Annotated in this window: 15 protein-coding genes and 1 tRNA gene; 6 read left to right on the forward strand and 10 right to left on the reverse strand. The window is 43.5% G+C overall.

The features are described from left to right. Positions 1-93 precede the first annotated feature (93 nt). A complete protein-coding gene (locus ACH19P_RS13460; RefSeq protein WP_462159049.1) occupies positions 94-990 on the forward strand; it encodes a LysR family transcriptional regulator in 897 nt (298 codons plus the stop codon). Between the two features lie 20 nt (positions 991-1,010). Here ACH19P_RS13460 and ACH19P_RS13465 read toward each other — a convergent pair whose 3' ends face one another. The 4 genes from ACH19P_RS13465 to rhlP form a co-directional block, all read right to left on the reverse strand. Further along, on the reverse strand, positions 1,011-1,313 hold the full coding sequence (locus tag ACH19P_RS13465; protein ID WP_462159050.1) for a DUF1330 domain-containing protein: 303 nt from the start codon (positions 1,311-1,313) through the stop codon (positions 1,011-1,013). Between the two features lie 50 nt (positions 1,314-1,363). After that, entirely contained in the window at positions 1,364-2,191 is an 828-nt protein-coding gene (locus ACH19P_RS13470) for an SDR family NAD(P)-dependent oxidoreductase (RefSeq protein ID WP_462159051.1), read from the reverse strand. A 142-nt stretch (positions 2,192-2,333) separates the two neighbouring features. After that, complete coding sequence (locus ACH19P_RS13475; protein WP_462159052.1) at positions 2,334-3,146, reverse strand: alpha/beta fold hydrolase; 813 nt, start codon at positions 3,144-3,146, stop codon at positions 2,334-2,336. A gap of 46 nt (positions 3,147-3,192) precedes the next feature. Next, on the reverse strand, positions 3,193-4,026 hold the full coding sequence (gene rhlP / locus ACH19P_RS13480) for a rhombotarget lipoprotein (protein ID WP_462159053.1): 834 nt from the start codon (positions 4,024-4,026) through the stop codon (positions 3,193-3,195). 225 nt (positions 4,027-4,251) lie between these two features. Between rhlP and ACH19P_RS13485 the strand changes: the two genes are divergently transcribed. From ACH19P_RS13485 to ACH19P_RS13495, 3 genes are all read left to right on the forward strand, one after another. Continuing rightward, the gene (locus ACH19P_RS13485; RefSeq protein ID WP_462159054.1) at positions 4,252-7,206 is read left to right on the forward strand and encodes a bifunctional diguanylate cyclase/phosphodiesterase; all 2,955 of its coding nucleotides are present in this window, start codon (positions 4,252-4,254) and stop codon (positions 7,204-7,206) included. Continuing rightward, positions 7,206-7,445, forward strand: coding sequence for a biliverdin-producing heme oxygenase (locus ACH19P_RS13490; RefSeq protein WP_462159055.1), 240 nt, complete (start codon positions 7,206-7,208; stop codon positions 7,443-7,445). Before ACH19P_RS13485 ends, ACH19P_RS13490 begins: the two co-directional genes overlap by 1 nt. A gap of 545 nt (positions 7,446-7,990) precedes the next feature. After that, positions 7,991-8,212: a hypothetical protein gene (locus ACH19P_RS13495; RefSeq protein WP_462159056.1), complete on the forward strand. Its 222-nt coding sequence runs from the start codon at positions 7,991-7,993 to the stop codon at positions 8,210-8,212. 15 nt (positions 8,213-8,227) lie between these two features. Here the strand turns inward: ACH19P_RS13495 and ACH19P_RS13500 are convergent, their stop codons facing one another. From ACH19P_RS13500 to ACH19P_RS13515, 4 genes are all read right to left on the reverse strand, one after another. Then, positions 8,228-9,949 (reverse strand): sensor domain-containing diguanylate cyclase, encoded by a 1,722-nt coding sequence (locus ACH19P_RS13500; RefSeq protein ID WP_462159057.1) that lies wholly within the window; start codon positions 9,947-9,949, stop codon positions 8,228-8,230. 439 nt (positions 9,950-10,388) lie between these two features. Beyond that, positions 10,389-12,998 (reverse strand): BspA family leucine-rich repeat surface protein, encoded by a 2,610-nt coding sequence (locus ACH19P_RS13505; RefSeq protein ID WP_462159058.1) that lies wholly within the window; start codon positions 12,996-12,998, stop codon positions 10,389-10,391. A 406-nt stretch (positions 12,999-13,404) separates the two neighbouring features. Next, positions 13,405-15,381: a BspA family leucine-rich repeat surface protein gene (locus ACH19P_RS13510; protein ID WP_462159060.1), complete on the reverse strand. Its 1,977-nt coding sequence runs from the start codon at positions 15,379-15,381 to the stop codon at positions 13,405-13,407. 309 nt (positions 15,382-15,690) lie between these two features. After that, positions 15,691-15,775 (reverse strand) — tRNA-Leu (locus ACH19P_RS13515). 292 nt (positions 15,776-16,067) lie between these two features. Here ACH19P_RS13515 and ACH19P_RS13520 point away from each other — a divergent pair. Further along, a complete protein-coding gene (locus tag ACH19P_RS13520) occupies positions 16,068-16,571 on the forward strand; it encodes an RDD family protein (RefSeq protein ID WP_462159061.1) in 504 nt (167 codons plus the stop codon). Positions 16,572-16,806: 235 nt separating this feature from the next. On the opposite strand, the gene lptG is transcribed toward ACH19P_RS13520, so the two are convergent. Together lptG and lptF are read right to left on the reverse strand one after the other, a co-directional pair. Continuing rightward, positions 16,807-17,874: an LPS export ABC transporter permease LptG gene (gene lptG / locus ACH19P_RS13525; protein ID WP_462159062.1), complete on the reverse strand. Its 1,068-nt coding sequence runs from the start codon at positions 17,872-17,874 to the stop codon at positions 16,807-16,809. Then, on the reverse strand, positions 17,871-18,983 hold the full coding sequence (gene lptF, locus ACH19P_RS13530; protein ID WP_462159063.1) for an LPS export ABC transporter permease LptF: 1,113 nt from the start codon (positions 18,981-18,983) through the stop codon (positions 17,871-17,873). Before lptF ends, lptG begins: the two co-directional genes overlap by 4 nt. Positions 18,984-19,229: 246 nt before the next feature. Here lptF and pepA point away from each other — a divergent pair, with 246 nt between their 5' ends. Continuing rightward, complete coding sequence (pepA, locus tag ACH19P_RS13535; RefSeq protein WP_462159064.1) at positions 19,230-20,744, forward strand: leucyl aminopeptidase; 1,515 nt, start codon at positions 19,230-19,232, stop codon at positions 20,742-20,744. Positions 20,745-20,847: the final 103 nt, after the last annotated feature.

Here is a 20,847-nt window from a genome sequence, read left to right on the forward strand (position 1 = left end):
TTGCTCCTCGTTTGCAATGGAATTAGTTTATTTATAAAGTTAATGAATGATAATAGTGATTGATAATGAATCAGTTTAAGGATTTTCCTTATAATGAACATCGAGCATTTACAGCTTTTTGTCCGTGTTGCTGCGCTCAGTAACATTAGCCAAGCAGGCAAGGAGCTGGGACTGTCGGCGGCCGTATCCAGTGCCCAATTGAATAAATTGGAACAGGATTTAGGTGTAAGACTTATTCATAGAACCACCCGCAAAGTTTCGTTAACCGAAGATGGTCATGCGTTTCTTCCTTACGCGGAAGACGTGCTGGCAAGTTTGGAGGCAGCAAAAGCGGCGGTGGGTGTGGGAAGCACCATGCCTAAAGGCAACTTACGCATCTCGGCGCCTGCATCTTTTGGGCGCATGCATTTAGTGCGTGCAATAAAAGAATTTATGAGCCTTTACCCTGATATTTCTGTGGACATGCGTTTGAGCGACAACATTATTGACCTTGTGGAAGGCGGGTTTGATGTGGCCATACGCGATGCGGCATTGAATGATTCATCTCTCATCGCAAGAAAGTTGGCTAAAGATACACGCTTAGTTGTTGCCTCTCCTCAATACATTGCTCAATACGGCGTACCAAAAACCCCCGAAGGCCTAATGGAACATCGCTGTCTCACACTCATTGGGCTTGATACTTGGCGCTTTACGGACGATAAAAAACCAATAAATATCAAAGTGAAGGGGCAATATCGCGTTGATAATGGCGAGGCCGTGCGCGACGCCTGCGCGCAAGGTTTAGGGGTCACAATTAGCTCACAATGGTGCGCCTACAAACACCTAGAAAGCGGCGAACTCGTGCCGATTTTAACGGACTACCCGCTCGCGTCGGATACTTCGATTTGGGCCGTTTATCCAAGCTCTCGTCAGTTAGCCGCTAAAGTGCGCGTCTTTATAGATTTCTTAACCGACTACTTTGGCGACACCCCCTATTGGGAGCAAGAGTAACCATGCGGGGCTTTACGGCACTAGGCTAATTCATCCTTGCCTGCGATTAGGTAATGATTACTTACTGATCCGGTCGTTCTTGCTTGCAGATGCGGTTGATACTCGGGGTCATTCATAAAGTTAATAGCGGCTTGCTTTGATGGCCACTCAATCACAATTCGCATGCCCACAGGCTCACCACTTCCTTCTAGTTGCTCGTGCTCAACTGTACGAGCAAGGTACTTGCCACCGTGTTTTGTTATCAATCGATTTGCTACAGCAACATACGGCTCTACCCAAGTTTGTTCTGTTGGGGTCACATCTAATACGGAGTAAAATATCATAGTGCATTCCTTCTTTATTTAACGGTTACATTGTGGTGAATTCGATTAATTTAACGCATGTAGGGTTGGATAATCTTATCGAGCACCAGAGCGAGTTGCTCACACTGAGCCAAATTCTGCCCCGCTGGATGCGGTTCACAAAAACGTTGTGTGTCGTTGTCATAATACCTGCCCGACGCATCTGCAAACTCATCAGACTGTGCTGCACGGCAAAGAATATCGGCGCCAACACGTAAATCGCCGCCTTGAATTCCATAGGCTTGCTTCACCATTTTACTACCGAGTAAAGATTTGGGATTCACGGAAATAACGCTCGGTTGATTTCCCGACTGCTTGCTCTGATTGTCAAACTGATGCGCTATAAATCGACTCCACATAATCAGTGCGAGTTTACTTTTGGCGTACACTTCGCCGTCACTCGCCCCGCTAATATGTGCCAGTTCTTGCGGGTCCAAAGGGGCCTGTGCTGCGGACGCTACATTAATAACACGACTTTGCGCGCTCATCATTGGTCGTAACAAGTGCGTCAATAAATAAGGAGCGATGGTGTTAACAACAAAGCGAGCATCTAATCCATCACTCGCAGGACTAACTGGCTTTGCATACACACCCGCGTTGTTTATCAATACATCCAATGAGTTACAGTGCTCTTTTAGCGTGTCAGCGAGTTCTTTAACCTCATTGAGGTTACTCAAATCAGCGCGCACACATTGCCAAGCCTGTGTAGGAAATTCTTCTTTTAATTGCGCATTAAGGTCTTGCAACTTTTGTTCACTGCGACCGTGAACGAGCACAAAATGCCCTTCCTCGAGCAACCGTTTGATGGTCACCAGACCAATCCCGTCCGTTGCGCCAGTCAACAATATCGTTTTCTGCATTTACCCAGCTCCCATAACTATCTTTCGACACACATTGAGATAGGCACACTATATCAATTGGTAGATTATTTATAATTAGAGCAAACACTGAATCAGTTTTTACTTATTTTTGATAAAGATTGTGAAGTAAGGGTCAACCGCCCTAGGGACGTTTAACGCGTTTCACCAAGCGTGTGATCTCTTCGATGACCATGTCAGGTTCGTTATTTTGAGGGTAGTGGTAGCTTTTGTCAGTGAGTACAGCCCGCCCCTGAGGAAAAGACTTTGCCCATTGAGAGTGCAGCTCTCCCCACATTTTTCGTGCTTCATCAGTAAAGAACAATAACGGTGGATCATCGTATTTTTTCACTGAAGCAATTACTGTAACGGGGATATCTGGGATAGCGGGATAATCAGGCAAAGGACGTTTTGCCCAAAAATCTAAATACTGATTGGACATGCCACCGCGCATGTCATCTAATTTTACTTGGGCAATTTCTTTCTCGGCCTGCACCAGATCGATAGCGCGCATAATATCCACATCGTGCTCAGATGCAGGCTCAACTAGCATGAGCGCAGCAACGTCTTGCGGGTAACGTGCTGCAAAAACGCGAGCAATGTAAGCGCCATAAGAATGTGCGACATAAACCACAGGTTTATCAACCTTGAGTGCCTGCAATAAGGCTTTAGCTTCGTCAGCGTATTCTTCACTGCTGTAGTTTTTTTCGATGGCTGCCGAGTGACCATTTCCCAGACGTGAGTAACGGATTACGCGATACTGCTTAGCCAATGCGGGATAAATACTGTGCCAGTCATCCATACCCGCAGAGCCCCCAGCTTCGAGGAGTAAGATGGGGCCTTCACCACCTGAGTCTTGGTATTCCATTTCGAAATTGTTTATTAATACCTTTGCTGGTTGCGCTGCATTGAGCGCTGAAACAAACATCAACAAAATGCTAAACACGACGACTTTCATAAAAATCCTTGTTAACTACAAATCGGCATGACTAACAAGCATATTTTCATGCCGGATGAATCTGTTTTGGTTCGCGAAGCACAAGCACAATCGCAAAAATCAACAACAAGTAAACACTGACTGAGCTGCCAGAGCCACTTTTACTGACAACTTTGGCTACGTTTTCTTCTTTTACCCGCTTTTCGAATTGACTGAGTTCAACATCGAGGTTTGTGATCATATCAGCAAATGCTAATTCAAAACCCTCGTACGACTTGTCCGACAGGGTTTGGGCAATATCCACTGCAGTCGTACTTTCATTTAATTTGCTCAAACCTGGAGCACGTAACAACATTTTTCGGCTTTTCACATCAAACACAGCAGTATCAACGAATGTCTGCACGGTATTTTCATTACCCTCAATCACGTACATACCAACAATGGTCAGGTACCAAATCGCAGCCTTATTCTCGTATGTGTTTGCCACCTGGTCATAGGACACCAACGCCATGACATCGACGTCATACAATCTCGCCACTTGTTCCAACGTTGTAAACCCCTTCCCTCCTTTAAGGTAAGTATCTGGGATCACTTCGATGCGATTGATGTATTCGTGCTGTAAAAAAGATTGTTTCACTTTATTGAGCAATTCGATTTTATTTTGATTGTGAAGCGCATTTGATTGCCAGTTATCGGAAGGGACGAATGCCAAACCAACGTTAACAGGCAAGCTTAAAACAGGCACTTCGGGTGAGTGCTGAGCACGATCACCTTCGTTGGGGTAAAGATAGTCGACGAGGCTACTGGATTGGGTTGAACTTTGGGTGTTTTGACTCATCAATGCACTACAGGAGGCTAATAAAGTAGTACATAAAACTATTAATAACGAACGAATAAACATACAAATTCCTTTTACATTAGAGGATTACAACAGGTTTGACCAGAGCATTTCCCCTTGGTTCCCATTTAGCAATACAACAATGAATTATCGGGATAATCATACTTTTTTATAAGGTGTACGGAAATGGAAAGTACTGTCCATAAAACGCTGTGTTTTAGGCGCAAAACAACTTCAACACAAACGTAATTTTTAACACAAACTATTGAACTTCATGCATAAAATTATGTGCTAAAATTTATTTATTGGCCACTAAAAAGTGCATACCGCTTCAATGGACAAACTCATACAAACACGAAAAATAACCCAACAAGAAAAGCGCAGGCGTGTGCTGCGGAACCCATCGCGCACATTGGCTCAATTCAACCTCACGGTTTTCAAATTGTTGCTGATTCCAAAACTGGGCGCATTGTCCAATATTCGCAAAATATAACTCACTTTTTCGCTTCTCACGAGCAAGCTCAAACGCCCCTCAATACTCGCTTAGATGATTGGATAGGCACCTTTGACAACAATTCAATAGCCAGTGCTTTGACTCAGGAGCGAGGCGTTAAATATGTATTCCAAGGTGGGATCATTTCCCCAAGCCAATGGGAATGCTTCGCCTTCATGACAGGCCCATACATCAGTTTAGAATTCACACCTGAAGGCTCCAAATTATCAGCAGAATGTATCACCGCTTACATCAGCGATTTGATGGAAGACATCCATCACAGTGAAAATTTTGAGAATATGATGCAGCGGGTCAGCATGCGACTACAAAATCTCATAGGATATGACCGCGTGATGGTGTATCGCTTTGCTCCTGAAGGCTCGGGAGAAGTAATCGCAGAAGCTGTGTCACAAAGAGAACACCCCAAATTTTTAAACTTACGATTTCCCAAAGAAGATATTCCTGAGCAGGCGCGTAAGCTCTACCTAAAAAATGCGGTACGAATTCTCTCAGATGTAGACAGCGAACCTGTCCCCCTTGTTCCAAACCTTCTTCCATGCGGTGAACCTTTGGACCAGTCCAACTCGACTATTCGCTCCTTGTCGGAAATGCACCGAATTTACTTAAGGAATATGGGCGTGAAGGCCACGGTGACCCTTTCACTTATTACTGAGGGTAAACTTTGGGGCTTGCTAGTTTGCCATCACAACGAAACGCGCATTCCTCCGCATCATATTGACCTCGACGTGCAAACACTCATGGTGAACATAGCTGCGATTCTTAATGGCTTCTTAACCCCGCGGCTGGAAGTAGATGCCGTAAAGTATTATGCCGAACAGCGTGCTGAAATCAGTCATGTATTTGCACGGCTCAACATAGATAGTTTAAGTAAAGAAAACTTTCATAAATTACTGACGATGCTATACCAAGCAACGGATTATGACTTTATCGGCGTCGGCTTTGACAATCATTGCCATGTCATAAGTGAGCAAGGGTACGTCAAGCTCAGTGATAAAGGCTGCAAGCAAATATTATCTTTCATGAGTCTTCCAAAAGCAGGAGAAACAAGTTTCCACAGCGATGCATTGATTCAGCAGTCGCAGACCATAGATGGGCTTGAGTCGATGGCGGGGATTAACCTTGTTTTCTCAGCACTGCGCAAAGATATTTTTGTTTTTCTTGGTCGGTTGGAAATTGAAAAATCCATTACTTGGGCGGGCAAGCCTGAAACCGTCAATATCGTGGTGAAAAACGGAGAGCGATTTTTAGAACCTCGAAGTTCTTTTGCGCTATGGCGAGAAAACCTCTCTGGACAAAGCGCGCAGTGGATTGATAAAGATAGAAAACTGGCCACGCATCTCATGCGACTTTATCACGACTTTGTTGCCGCGAAGCACACTGAATTTTTAGTCAATAGCTTGGAATACAAAGGCTTTCACGATGAATTGACTGGGCTTGCCAATAGAGCTTATATCAAAACCGCGTTCGCCGAGCTTTCACTAGTAGAGCCGGTTCAGTTCGTTACGCTTTATTATATTGACCTCGATAGTTTCAAAGACATAAACGACACCTTAGGGCACGACTTTGGGGACCGGCTGTTAATTGAAGTGACCAGGCGCTTAAAACTGATAATGAGTGACAGCGACACACTGTTTCGAGTTGGAGGAGATGAATTTTTAATCGTAATGACAAGTGCTAATAAGCAGAATTTAAAGCAAATTTACGGTATCACCCAAAGAATACTGGAACAAATTACCTTGCCTTACACATTTTACGAGCAGCTTATTTCTAGCACCGCATGCATTGGTGTTCTAGCCGATAGCATCAAGCACTTTGATATTAATGAGGGATTAAAAAAGATAGATATCGCCTTGTATAAAGCAAAAAGCCAAGGCATAGGCAACACACATGTATTTGATGAAAGTGACCAAACATCCTACTTGCGAGAAATCACTCTCAAAAACGACTTTGAGCACCATGTAACTCAAGGCGATGTGCTGGTGTATTTCCAACCTCAACTCAACGAACATAGAGAAGTAATCGGATTAGAGGCGTTAGCTCGGTGGCACCATGATGAGTTTGGCTTCATCAACCCTGAATACTTTATAGATTTAGCTGAACGCAATCGGCTTATCTTCGAGTTAGGTACTAAAATTTTTGATACGGCCATTGCTACATTTGCTGAGTTACGCAGCGATTCCCCTAGTTCGTCGTTGAAAAGTATTTCTGTCAACATAACACCTACACAGTTAATCGACTGTAGATTACAACCTACCTTCGAAGAAATTTGTAAACGCTACGGGGTAAACCACACGCATGTCATTTTAGAAATAACTGAGTCGGTATTTTTAAACGATATGGATAAAGCCGTCACCTCGATGGCTAACTTCAAAAAGTCTGGCTTCAAAATTTCATTAGATGATTTTGGTTCAGGTTACTCGTCATTAAACTATCTTTGTAACTTACCCATCGATGAAGTAAAAATTGATAAGGTATTCATTCAAGATGTAAATGACGATCGGTCGCTCAAGGTTATGCTTGAAGGCATCATACAAATCTGCAAAAAGTTGAACTTCTCAGTTGTCGCGGAAGGTATAGAAACGAGCGAGCACTTTGATTTGTTAAAGAATCTTGAGTGCGAAATTTTTCAAGGTTATTTATTCAGTAAACCACTCCCCTATGATGTACTGCTTATATTCCTAAACGATACAGATGCAAATAAGCAGCAATCGATGAAAGAGGATAAATAATGGTGGCGGAACAAAACTTATTACTTCACATTCGCCAAGCAACAAAAGCACTCCATGAACAACTCGATTCATGTTACCCATTTATCACGATGCAATCCTCCGAGATTAATCCCAATTCTTACCGTACTATGCTCGAGATACTTTATTTTTGGCATCAAAAAGTATCACCTCACTTATCGGTTTCATCAGAGTTTCTACGTCTTGGTGAAACAAACTTCCTCTGTTGCCGCAACGATTAGAGTCCGATTTGGGTTACACAATAAGCACGAGTAGTCACAACCAATATTCACTGCCTCATGCGAGCATAAGCTACAGTATTGGAGTTTTGTATGTATTTTTGGGATCGGCAAATGGTGCTTGCCACATACTTAAAACTTTAAAGGACAAAAATGCGAACGTACCGCATCTTTATTTTATAAATCAGGCCCGACGCATCCCGCTTTGGAGAGAGTATTCAACCCAAATAGCGTCGTACGATCTCAGTCAAAAGATAGAGCAAACAGCAATGCAAAAAGGTGCATGTGATGCCTTTAATCTATTGCTTGAACTAACAAAAGTGCAAACTTCCATCGTTACTGAGTAACTTATTTTAGTCATTATCGGATAAAAATATTCTTTACTAACAACACGCTATCGTTTCTTCATTTCATTCTTAGAAATTACAGTTTTGGCGCTCTGTCCCTCACACCGAATCGTACAAAAAACAAACTATTGCAATTCACCTTAAATTTTGGCTCAATGAGGCACGACAGAATTTTTATCTTTGACGATCAGGAAAACTGTTATGGCACGTAAAGAGAAGTTAGTATTTCGAATGATGGTGTCTCATGCGCTCAACGAAGCAACTAATGAAGTGTCACTTGAGCACATAAAGCTCAATTGTGGCATCTCAGATACAGAACTATCACCGATTATCGATGAGCTCGAACTCAATAATGTCATCGAACGCCGTGAGAATGGATCAATAACCATCAGCCCTGATCTTGGTTTCCAATCTAGCGAATAACCTACTTGTACATAATTACTCGCCAAAACTGGCTTTGTTTCTGCCAGACTTTTTAGCAATGTACAGTGCCTTATCTGCCATAACAAACACCTCTCGTGCGTTTGTTGATTCATCCGGCACTGTGCACACAGCACCGACGCTGATAGTCACTTGCTGATACTTGGATGCTTCGTGCTCTATGTTCAGGGCGACGACTTTACCCAGTAAGTCGGACACCCATTGCTGAACCTCAGTAATGCCCATATGCGTTAAAATAATCGCGAACTCCTCCCCTCCGTATCGCGACACTAACTTGTTGGTTGCGCTGCAATGAGCTACTGTTTGCTCAAGTAAATGAGCGACTTTTTTTAAACACATATCGCCCTGGTCATGACCATATAAATCATTGAATTGTTTAAAGTAATCTATATCACACAAAATAAGCGTAAAGGGCTGTTGATTCTGAGCTGTGTATGCGATTTGCGCATCGAAGAATGTGTCAAACTTTCTGCGGTTGGCTACGCCGGTTAAGGCGTCAGTATGGGCAATTAATTCCAGCTTTTTATTCGCCGCTTTCAACTGTTGAGTTCGTTCATTTACTGTGTGCTCTAACGACACTGTGTGATCTTGAATCTTTCTCGCCATCTCTTCGATGGCAACACTGAGACGCCCAACTTCCCCATCTTTGTGCACAGATAGACGCACGTCATAATTACCTTTGGCTATATTCTCTACTTCACTCGTCAAATCTGCGACAGCCTGAAGTTTAGGCGATATTGTTTTTGAGATAATCAGGTAACAAATAAACAGCGATATCACAATAGAAGCCGCATGAAGATAGGTAAAATGCAACATGCCGGCCTCAATTGAAGCCATTTGCGTAGTCAACACAACAACCCACCCTGCCGCTTCAATATACTGATAACTCGCTATATGGCGCGCTGGGGTCGCCGTACCGGAGTGTTGCACTGTGTATGTTGTAATGCCACTAAACTCGCCTTTATTGTTTTGTGCTATCGCTCTTTTGAGCTTTTCTAGCGGTTGTGCAATAACAGGCTCTCCCGTCTGCGCATCTTTAATTACAAACGCACTTTGCCCTTGTAGTTGGGAATGCACTACAAACATTCCCTTCATATCGATTACATACGGGGTGAAACTAGCATTAAGTTGCAGCTCATCGAGCGCCCTTTTCACAGCCTCAAAACTGTAGAGTTGGTCATATTCATTTTTGAATGGTGACACCCCCACAACCCAGTTCCATGGTGCGAACTCTGTAAGCCAAATTGATTTATCAACAACCCCAAACTCAGGTAATGCAACTTGAAATTCATAAAAGCCATTTTTGATAGCACACTCTTCAACCATAAAAGGAAATCGAGTTTTGTCAGCACCTAAGAGCGAAGTGTTTGGGTGAGCAACCAGAATAGGATGGTTTAAGTCGGTACAGTCGATTGCGACCAAATAACCACTGTGTTCGAATTCGAGACTGGCAATATAGGATGCAGCCAATGCCTTAGCGTCGCTTTGGGATAATTCTCCTGTCACATAGCGTTTAAAAATCCGCTCCACTACTTGAATACTGGATTCAGATACCCCCTTTAGATAGCTCTCTACAGAGACTTGAACAGAACTTTCTATTAAGCCATTTAAGACTTGTGTTGTTTGTTCAAGCTCTTTTATTTTTTGACTTTTTAGCTCGACGTATAACATTTGATGAACAAGCATACCGCCTAAGCCAAACACTAAAATAATAGCCACGAGTATCCTTCGCAGCAGCCTGTGCCGAAACGAATTTTTAGTGATGGAAGAAGTGCGCTTTGACTCACCAGAGTGCGGCATAGTTAAACCTTTCACAATGGATATGCATGAAGCCTTTACACGGCCATTGGACTAAGCTTAGACCACGGAGTCGTCTGCGGCTAGAACATAAAGTTAATAGGGACAGTAAGTTGCGAACATATATGTAACCCATGTACTGCAGGTTACTTTGAGTGATGTTTCAGTCTGCAACCACCAAATTTTAGGCATACAAAAATGTCAGGAACATTTTTGAACGGCCGCAGGTCGGCCCATAGGGTAAGTGCAGGGATTGCACGCATAAAAAAACCCTAGCCAATCGGCTAGGGTTATCAAATATCCTGCGCTATGTAATAAGCAAAGGGCTTATTAATCACCCTTATTTAATAAAATACTTGAATTAATTCGCTGGGCCGCCGTCGAGGATTATCCATTTAGCGCCTAGAATTCCTCTAGCCGCTGCCGATGCCTCTGAATATTTACTGTTCCCTGCACCAAAAGTCACATTTTCCTTCACATTTAGCATACTCCATTTTTGCAAAATGGCATCGTAGTTCGATGTGCTTAATGTAACACCACGGAACATATCACGCATTCCAGTTTGAAGTTCACTATGCGGCGAGCCGTAGATATTGGATACATCCCAGTTGCTAATATCACCATTGAAACTTGATGCATCAGCAAACATCTCACTCATGTAGCTGACATTAGACACATTCCATCCACTAACATCACCGTTGAAGCTGGTTGCGCCAGAGAACATTTCTATCATTGAGGTTACGTTTGGAAAACTCCAATTATTAAGACTTTGATTAAAACTGGATGCTCCTGAAAACATTCTTTCAATAGAGTTCACTTTAGTCATATCCCAATTATTGATATTTTGGTTAAAGCTCTCTGCGTTAAAAAACATGTCCTCAGCAATCTTTAGCTGCGATGTATCCCAATCGCCAATATATTTATTGAATTTAATGGCTCCTTTAAACATGGCCTGCATTGTGCCCACATTTGACACATCCCAGTCACCAATATCTCGGTTAAAAGACACCGCACCTTCAAATAAGCTGGACATATAAATAACTTGAGACACATCCCAACTACCAACACTGCCATTAAATGAGACTGCGTCTCTAAACATACCACTCATTTTCGGACTGGATACATCCCACAATCCTAAATCTTGGTTAAATGATGACGCCTCAGAAAACATCTCTTCCATGTCTTCAACATTTGAGACAACCCAATCTCCGATGTATTGATTGAATTTTGTGTTGCGATAGAACATACGCTTCATGTTGGTGACGTTTGATACATCCCAATTGCCAATATCTTGATTATATTCGGAGTTTGCAAACATCCCCTCCATATTAGTGACATTGGATACATCCCATTCACCTATGTATTGCGTGAATGCGCTGGTAGCGTGAAACATATACTCCATATTCGTGACATTCGAGACATTCCAACTCCCGATAGGTTGATTAAAGCTGCTATTGTTGAACATTCTATTCATGTTCGTCACTTTAGAGACGTTCCATCCACCAATATCTTGATTGAAGTTCTTCGTACTAGCAAACATAGAATCCATATCAGTGACATTAGACACATCCCAACCGCCAAGATCTTGATTGAAAACCTTCGAACCAGTGAACATGAGGCCCATATCGGTAACATTTGAGACATCCCAGTTACTAATGGATCGATTAAAGTTGGAAAATGCGAACATCCTTTGCATATTCTCAACGCTAGAGACATCCCAATCACCAATGTTTTGATTGAATGCTGTAGTAGAGGAAAACATTAGGCTAGTGTCTTTTACGCTAGATACATTCCAGCTACTGATATCTTGATTAAAGAACTCAGCAAAATAAAACAGACCTGACATATTCGTTACATTGGACACATCCCAATCACTGATGTCTTGATTAAAAGGTAACCCACTGAATAAAAAAGCCATATTGTTAACGTTAGAGACGTTCCAATCTTCGATGTTAGGAATGGCACGTAGCTCATCGTAGTTGTCACTTTCGAACTTATACGCACCAGCGAACATGTAGCTCATATCAGATACGTCGGTAAGGTCAGGTATATCAGTTGCGTTAACGACCAGATTATATGTATCTTGAAAACTTGAGTGCATTGATTTCCACTCAATATCCCCCCATTGCTCCACAGAAAGAAGCTTCCTATTATCACTTTCGAATCGTTCAGAGCCAGCACGCCTTTGCTCTTTCGCCATATAAAAGTGTGGAAAGTCACCGCTTATTGAAACGGTATATACACCGCTTGAGTCGTATGAGTGCGTAATATCGCCGGTTACATTGTGATCAACATGCCCATCACCCCACTCTACGCTGTAGTTAAAACCTGTTCCCTCTGTGTCAATTTTTATCTGGTAATCTTCACTCACACCGAGCTGTTGGGTGTCCCAAATTGTTATAAAAGGTTTAGGTTCAAAAACAACAACAGTACGAGACTTGCTAGACTGATTACTTGCGTTGTCTGTTGCAGTGTAAGTAACAATATAGCTACCTGCTGTAGCCGTATCGACCTGACCAGATATGGTAACAGTCACATTACCATCAACTGCATCGGTGGCCTCTGCGCCTTTTTCAATATAATCTTCGCCTAACACAACGCGCATTTCTGACGGACCATTAAGGCTAATTTCAGGACCCGATAAATCCGATACTTGAACTTGCCTTGTCACGGATGCAGTATTACCCGCAGCGTCAGAGGCAGTATATGTAACGGTGTAATCACCCAAATTGCTTGAGTCTATCGCTCCCGTGATACTTACAGCTACCGTTCCATCCACATTATCGACTGCGGTTGCTCCTTGCTCACTGTAAGTCTCTTGATAATCCAGGTTGACAACAGACGGGCCAATTAATGTGATGACAGGCGGAGTTGTATCAGGTGTTGAAGATGAACCACTGCCGCCACACCCCACGAGTGAACCAATTACGGCAAACATGGCAACGGACTTACTAAAAGTACGAAGATGCATATAACTAACTTCCTTGTCTGAAAGAATGAAAAAACAAATATTCAATTAATAATATCTTGATGTAAAACCCTAACATGCATCATGAATGACTGTCATTCAGAATAAGTTAACTAGCTGGAAGTGAATGAACTTATCGCTGACAGGTTATGCCCGACGTTAAAACTTCTTTGAGCATATTCGCCACTGTAAATTGCTACAGCAACGCAGCATTACGAGTTCTACTCATTAAATAATACCTAGAGTATTTTTGAATGTTCGCAGGTCAGCTCGGTGGCTGGCCAGAAGAGCAAGTGCAGGGATTGCACGCATAAAAAACCCCAACCAATCGGCTAGGGTTATCAAATATCCTGCGCTATGCAGAAAACAAAGGGCTTATTAATCACCCTTACTCTATAAAATACTTGGGTTAATTCGCTGGGCCGCCGTCGGTGATTATCCATTTAGCGCCTAGGCGCTCTCTTGCTGCTACATCTGAATATTTACTGTTTCCTGCGTCAAACTTTACGTTTTCATTGACGTTTTGCAAGCTCCACCCTCGTAATATCGCATCATAGTTCACTGTTTTTAGTGTTACACCTGCGAACATTTCTTCCATAGACTTTATACTTGTGACGTTCCATCTCCCAATGTTTTGGTCGAAAGCCGAATTATCCTTAAACATACGTACCATAAATTTAACATTTGAAACGTCCCAACTTCCTATATCTTGATTAAATGCTGTATTGTTCTCAAACATATATCTCATATGGGTGACACTGGAAACGTCCCAATTCCCGATAGCACTATTAAATGAATTGGCCGTGTAAAACATTCCTACCATACTAGTAACGTTAGATACATCCCAATCGCCTATATATTGATTAAACTGCTCTGCTTGGCTAAACATCCATGCCATATGAGTAACGTTAGATACATCCCAATCGCCTATATATTGATTAAACTGCTCTGTTCCGCTAAACATGTGAGCCATACGGTTGACATTAGAGACGTCCCAATCGCCTATGTCTTGGTTAAACCGCTTAGCATCCGCAAACATGGCATCCATATCAGTAACATTGGAGACGTCCCAGTGCCCAATTGCTTGATTAAACTGCTCGGTTTCCGAAAACATGGCTTCCATATCAGTAACATTAGACACGTCCCAATTACCTATTTCTCGGTTAAACTGCTTTGCTCCCGAAAACATGGCTTCCATATAAGTAACATTAGACACGTCCCAGTCGCCAATATAACTGTTAAAGGCTGAAGTAGACTCAAACATAGCCGCCATATGAGTCACGTTCGATACATCCCAATTACCGATATTCTGATTAAACAGCGTTGTATGCCCAAACATACCTGTCATCCCAGTGACATTTGAGACATCCCAGTTGCCAATGTCTTGATTAAACAGCGTTGCAAATCTAAACATAAGTGACATGTCAGTAACATTTGATACATCCCAGTTGCCAATGTCTTGATTAAATAAACGTGCTCGCCTGAACATGTAGCTCATATCCGTGACATTGGATACGTTCCAACTACTAATATCTTGGTCGAATTGTGTTCCGCTAAACATACTGGCCATATTGGTCACACTCGACACATCCCAACGCTCAACGTTAGGAATATAAGACAATGAACTGTTATTACCAAACATTCCTTCCATGCTGATAACATTCGATAAATCGGGCATGTCTGTCGCATTGATAACTAGATTGCTTGCTGCCCAAAAGCTATATTCCATTGAGCTCCATTTAATATCGCCCCACTGCTCTATAGAAAGAAGCTTTCTACTGTCACTACTGAGAGGTCCCATAGATAAATGTGGGAAGTCGCCGCTTATTGAAACTGTGTATACACCGCTTGAGTCATATGAATGTGTAATATCGCCGGTTACATTGTGATCAACATGCCCATCACCCCACTCTACGCTGTAGTTAAAACCTGTTCCCTCTGTGTCAATTTTTATCTGGTAATCTTCACTCACACCGAGCTGTTGAGTGTCCCAAGTTGTTATAAAAGGTTTAGGTTCAAAAACAACAACAGTACGAGACTTGCTAGACTGATTACTTGCGTTGTCTATTGCAGTGTAAGTAACAATATAGCTACCTTCTGTAGTAGTATCGACATGACCAGATATGGTAACAGCCACATTTCCATCAACTGCATCGGTGGCCTCTGCGCCTTCTTCAATATAATCTTCGCCTAACACGACGCGCATTTCTGACGGACCATTTAATGTGATGACAGGCGGAGCTGTATCAGGTGTTGAAGATGAACCACTGCCGCCACATCCCACGAGTGAACCAATTACGGCAAACATGGCAACGGACTTAATAAAAGTACGAAGATGCATATAACTAACTTCCTTGTCTGAAAGAATGAAAAAACCAATATTCATTAATAATATATTGAAGTGAAACCCTAACATGCATCATGAATGACTGTCATTCAGAATAAGTTAACTAGCTGGAAGTGAATGAACTTATCGCTGACAGGTTATGCCCGACGTTAAAGCTTCTTTGAGCGTATTCGCCACTGTGCAGTGCTACAGCAACGCAGCATTACGAGTTCTACTCATTAAATAATACCCAGAGTATTTTTGCATGTTGGTAGGCCAGCTTAGGTCAGCTCGGTGGCTGGCCAGAAGAGCAAGTGCAGGGATTGCACGCATAAAAAACCCCAGCCAATCGGCTAGGGTTATCAAAAGTGGTACCAGTGGGCGGACTTGAACCGCCACGCCCGAAGGCAACGGATTTTGAATCCGTCATGTCTACCAATTCCATCACACTGGCATCTTTTTTCTTTGACCTTCTCAGCGAGAAGATAAAGAAAAACCACTTCAGAGCAAAGGCTTTGTTTATCTGCCCTCATCTCTATGCCCTGCATTATACAAAGAATGTTTAGCGCGGCAAGCGTTTTATGTTAGAAATCTGTCAACTGCCCACTATTCGAACAAATCCAGACTTTTTATGGGGTTTATGCTCACTTACTCATCGCATCGTATAGGCACCTAAAGTGAAATAATCGCCTTTGCCAATCGCCTTTGTTACACTGTCGCCGATTTTGATTGAGAGAAAACTAACCATGTCGTCTTCGAAACCTTTATCTGCTGGCTTTGGTCGCCGCCTTGCGTCCCTCATCTACGATGGTCTTGTCGTCATCGCTTTTGCCATGCTTACAACGGTTGTTTACCTTCTATTGGTTCAAGGTGCCGTGTCTCTCGGGTGGGTTGCCCTAGGCGACGCCCAAGATGTTGCCGACCTCATTCAGCAAAACACTGTCTTATATGTCTTACGTGACGTGCTACTAGTTATCGTAAGCATTTGCTTTTTCGGCTACTTTTGGAGCAAGAGTGGTCAAACTATTGGCATGCGTGCTTGGCGCTTACAGGTTCGCCGTGTAGATGGTTCACTACCAACCTTTTGGCAAGCTGCATGGCGCAGTTTAGCGTCACTGTGCGGGCTTGGAAATTTGCTGGTTTTAGTGGATTTTAAAAATCAGCGAGCACTGCAAGATCACCTTTCCGGCTGTCACGTAGTCACTCTGTCCAAAGAAGATAATAAGCAAATATATCGCTCTCTAGATTAATGAATCTTCGCGCTGAGCGGCCAACTAGTCGCTCACGCTATCTTCTATTAGGCCTTCGTCCTCACTCACCCTATATAAGTAACCCATTCACACAAAGCAAAGAGGCTGTTATGCAGGCTTAATGCTCACAAAACGGCATATGCCATGATGTATCTGCCATGCTCTGATGTTTTAAACTCGTTATGAAGTAATTGGGCTCATTTTGCGTGAATGTATGAGCCCCAAAGTGCGGTTTTTAGTTTCGGCGCTTAAGTAGATAACTTGCGAACACAATGAATAACACGCTCGGCAGTACGGCGCCTATAAACGCAGGTATCTGGTACACAGAGACTATCGGCCCGAAAATGCGATCGGTGAGGTGGAATACAATACCGGTGATCACGCCCATGACGATACGTGCACCCATGGTCACTGTACGCAATGGACCAAAGATGAAAGATAACGCCACCAACAACATGACTCCCAAGGCTACGGGCTGCATTATTTTACGCCACAATGCGAGTTCATACGTGGATGTGTCCTGGTCGTTCTGACGTAAATACTGCAAATAGGACCATAATCCAGTGAACGATAAAGTTTCAGGCTTAACAGATACAACACCGAGTTTTTCAGCGGTTAATTCTGAGCGATAAAACATCTGCTTTTGCTGTTGCTCAGTGACTTGCTGCTCGTCCATGTCTAACGTGCGTACACCTTGAAGTAACCATCCACCCGGTTGATTAAAGGCTCTATCTGCGAATGTAACTTGATCGAGCTGCAACTTGTCATCAAAATGGTACATGCGTACACCATTAAGTTGGCCCTGTTGATCGACGTCTTCGATATTAATAAACACGTCGCCGTCCTTCGCCCAGACGCCCTGTTGTGCACTAAACACATCACCACCGAAGATAGCGTTAGAGCGAAGTTGCTTTGCTGTTTGTTCAGCTCTAGGCACTCCCCACTCGGCAACGGCCATCATCACGAGTGCCATTACAATGGCGGTTTTCATCACCGAAGTGATCACTTGCAAACGTGACATACCCGCAGCTTGCATAACCACCAGCTCACTGTTTGAGGCGAGCGCCCCTAAACCTGTAAGGCCACCGATCAAAGCTGCCATAGGGAAAAACACCACAATGTCACCTGGCATGCTATAGAACGTATAAAGCATTGCATCCATCAAATCGTAACTGCCACGACCAACAGATTTAAGCTGCTCAATAAATTTGATTAAGGTGCTAATGCCGACCAATACGAGCAAGGCAAACCCAGTGGTTTGCATGATACTGCGACCTAGATACCAGTCGAGAGTTTTCATCATACTGCACTTCCTCGACGCAAGAATGTCGCTCTGAGCCAAGCACCCACAGGTCGACCTTTAATAATCAAAAATGCACCAATAAATAGAGCACTCAAATGCACCCACCATAATCCAGCAGATACTGGGATCTTACCGTCTTCTAGTGCGAATTCAGCTGCTTTGAGCAAGATGAAATAACCTAGGTACAAGCTGATTGCTGGAACAAGTTTGGCAAATTTGCCCTGACGCGGATTAACCACACTCAAAGGCACCGCAATTAGCGTCAATAACGGAATAGACAATGGGATAGCCATACGCCATTGCAACTGAGAAACCGCTTCATTGGTATCTTGCTTCAACAATTCAGAAGTCGGCACAGCCTCTAATTTGCGGCGTTGATGTTCAATGGCTTGTTCGCGAATTTGCACTTGATAAGTATCGAATTCAGTACGCTGAATATCCAATGCATCATCTTTCACTTCAACGCGCTGACCATTACTCATAATAAGCTGCTGCTCGCCGTTGTCGCGTTCTTCAACCCGCCCCATATCAGCGTATACTATTTGCGATTTCTGCGGGCCTTCACCACGTTGTAATTGCGCAACAAAAACACGATTGAGTGAGCGACCACCATCATCAATGTTATGGATAAACACCACGGCTTTTTCATTACCCGTTTCTTGGAATCGACCAGCTCGCAGCGCACTGAGTCCGGCTTCAGCCTCTGCGCGCTCTTTCAATTGATATTCTTTTTCACTGGCCCACGGTGCAAGGTACAATGTCATTGCTCCAGCCAGAATTGCCAGTACGGTACTCGAAATAAGCGTAACTCGCACCACATACCATTCACTCACGCCGCAGGCTTTGAGTACTGTCATTTCGCTATCTGCATAGACACGACTGTACGCAAGGATAATTCCCAGAAAAATACTCAAAGGGAGAATAAGAGAAGCGAGTTGCGGCAGCTTAAGTGCCACCACAGAAAGCACAAGTTTTGCGGGGATACTTCCTTCAGAAGCATCACCTAATATCACGACGAACTTTTGACTTACAAATATCGTCATGAGTGTAAGAAAAACAGCCACCTGCGACTTAAAAACTTCAGCGGTTAAGTATCGAAAAATCAGCAATGTCCGCCCCTAAAAACGTCGTCTTTCACTGGCATAGTGGGAAAATTTGAGTAAACTAGTTATTTTAGTCACTTTATTATATGCCAAGCGCATTAAATATCATACCTAAGGTATGCAATTGTCTACACTTTAGTTTAGTGGATAATGAATTGCGCAAATAGTTCACTGGCAAATTAAAAGTACTTTCACAGCGACTTCATGGTAAAAATTAATGAAGAGCTGATATTTCCTCAATTAGGAGTCACAATGGAATTTAGCGTAAAAAGTGGTAGTCCAGAGAAACAGCGCAGTGCCTGTATCGTAGTCGGTGTATACGAGCCACGCCGTCTATCCCCCATTGGCGAACAGCTGGACCAAATCAGTGAAGGCTATATTTCTAATCTATTGCGTCGCGGTGATCTCGAAGGTAAGCCGGGCCAAACGTTATTACTGCACCATGTGCCAAATGTGCTAAGTGAGCGCGTGCTACTTGTGGGCTGTGGTAAAGAACGTGAACTGGATGACAAACAATACAAACAAATCATCTCCAAAACGATCAACACGCTGAACGAAACAGGTGCGATGGAAGCCGTTTGCTTCTTAACCGAACAACACGTTAAGAGCCGCGACACGTATTGGAAAGTGCGTCAAGCTGTTGAAACAACACAAGATTGCTTATACACCTTTAACGAGCTAAAAAGTAAAAAGAGCGACCCACGTCGCCCTCTACGTAAAATTGTATTTAACGTCCCTACTCGCCGCGAATTGCCTATCGGTGAAAGCGCCATTGAGCATGGTCTAGCAATCGCGTCAGGTGCTAAATTATGTAAAGACGTTGCCAACATGCCACCCAATATCTGTAACCCGCGTTACTTAGGTGAGCAAGCCAAGTCACTGGAAACAGAATTCGATAAAGTCACCGTAAACTTGGTTGGCGAGCAAGAAATGGAAGAGCTGGGTATGCATTCCTACCTCGCTGTTGGCCGTGGCAGTGCGAACGAATCTGTAATGTCGGTTATTCATTACAATGGAGGTGTTGAAGATGCTGCACCAATCGTACTTGTGGGTAAAGGTTTGACATTCGATTCAGGCGGTATTTCTATCAAGCCAGGCGAAGGCATGGATGAAATGAAATACGACATGGGCGGTGCAGCGGGTGTTATCGGCACCATGCGTTCGATCGCAGAGATGAACCTGCCGATTAATGTGATTGGTGTACTGGCTGGTTGTGAAAACATGCCGGGCAGCAATGCGTATCGTCCAGGCGACATCCTCACAACGATGTCAGGCCAAACTGTGGAAGTGCTCAACACGGACGCCGAAGGCCGTTTGGTACTATGCGATGCGCTCACCTATGTAGAAGCATTCGAACCAGACACAGTAATCGATGTGGCAACTCTAACAGGTGCCTGTATCATCGCACTGGGCGCGCACGCGACAGGCATGCTTTCAAATCATAACCCACTGGCGCATGACCTATTAAAAGCCGGTGAGCAAAGTGGCGACCGTGCATGGCAACTTCCATTATGGGACGACTATCACGAGCAACTAGAAAGTCCGTTCGCTGATTTCACCAACTTAGGTGGTCGTGCTGCGGGAACTATCACTGCGGCATGTTTCTTGTCTAAATTCACCAAGAAATATAACTGGGCGCACTTGGATATCGCTGGGACTGCATGGCGCAGCGGCGGTAAAAACAAAGGAGCAACAGGCCGACCTGTGCCTATGCTTACCCAATACTTGATTAATCGCGCTGGTGTTTCAGAAAGCCCGCAAGACTAATCTTCGCAAGAAACTCATAGAGTGAACGATAAGCCCCTTTTTTAAGGGGCTTATTCATTGATGCAAACTGCCGATTGTGTCAAAATTGGCGGATTAACGAGCC

Source organism: Pseudoalteromonas sp. GB56, from assembly GCF_054923835.1.

Excerpts from the sequence above, each read along its gene's own strand:
- ACH19P_RS13460 (WP_462159049.1), top strand. The coding sequence starts at position 94 with ATGAACATCGAGCATTTACAGCTTTTTGTCCGTGTTGCTGCGCTCAGT.
- ACH19P_RS13465 (WP_462159050.1), bottom strand. The coding sequence starts at position 1,313 with ATGATATTTTACTCCGTATTAGATGTGACCCCAACAGAACAAACTTGG.
- ACH19P_RS13470 (WP_462159051.1), bottom strand. The coding sequence starts at position 2,191 with ATGCAGAAAACGATATTGTTGACTGGCGCAACGGACGGGATTGGTCTG.
- ACH19P_RS13475 (WP_462159052.1), bottom strand. The coding sequence starts at position 3,146 with ATGAAAGTCGTCGTGTTTAGCATTTTGTTGATGTTTGTTTCAGCGCTC.
- rhlP (WP_462159053.1), bottom strand. The coding sequence starts at position 4,026 with ATGTTTATTCGTTCGTTATTAATAGTTTTATGTACTACTTTATTAGCC.
- ACH19P_RS13490 (WP_462159055.1), top strand. The coding sequence starts at position 7,206 with ATGGTGGCGGAACAAAACTTATTACTTCACATTCGCCAAGCAACAAAA.
- ACH19P_RS13495 (WP_462159056.1), top strand. The coding sequence starts at position 7,991 with ATGGCACGTAAAGAGAAGTTAGTATTTCGAATGATGGTGTCTCATGCG.
- ACH19P_RS13505 (WP_462159058.1), bottom strand. The coding sequence starts at position 12,998 with ATGCATCTTCGTACTTTTAGTAAGTCCGTTGCCATGTTTGCCGTAATT.
- ACH19P_RS13510 (WP_462159060.1), bottom strand. The coding sequence starts at position 15,381 with ATGAATATTGGTTTTTTCATTCTTTCAGACAAGGAAGTTAGTTATATG.
- ACH19P_RS13520 (WP_462159061.1), top strand. The coding sequence starts at position 16,068 with ATGTCGTCTTCGAAACCTTTATCTGCTGGCTTTGGTCGCCGCCTTGCG.
- lptG (WP_462159062.1), bottom strand. The coding sequence starts at position 17,874 with ATGATGAAAACTCTCGACTGGTATCTAGGTCGCAGTATCATGCAAACC.
- pepA (WP_462159064.1), top strand. The coding sequence starts at position 19,230 with ATGGAATTTAGCGTAAAAAGTGGTAGTCCAGAGAAACAGCGCAGTGCC.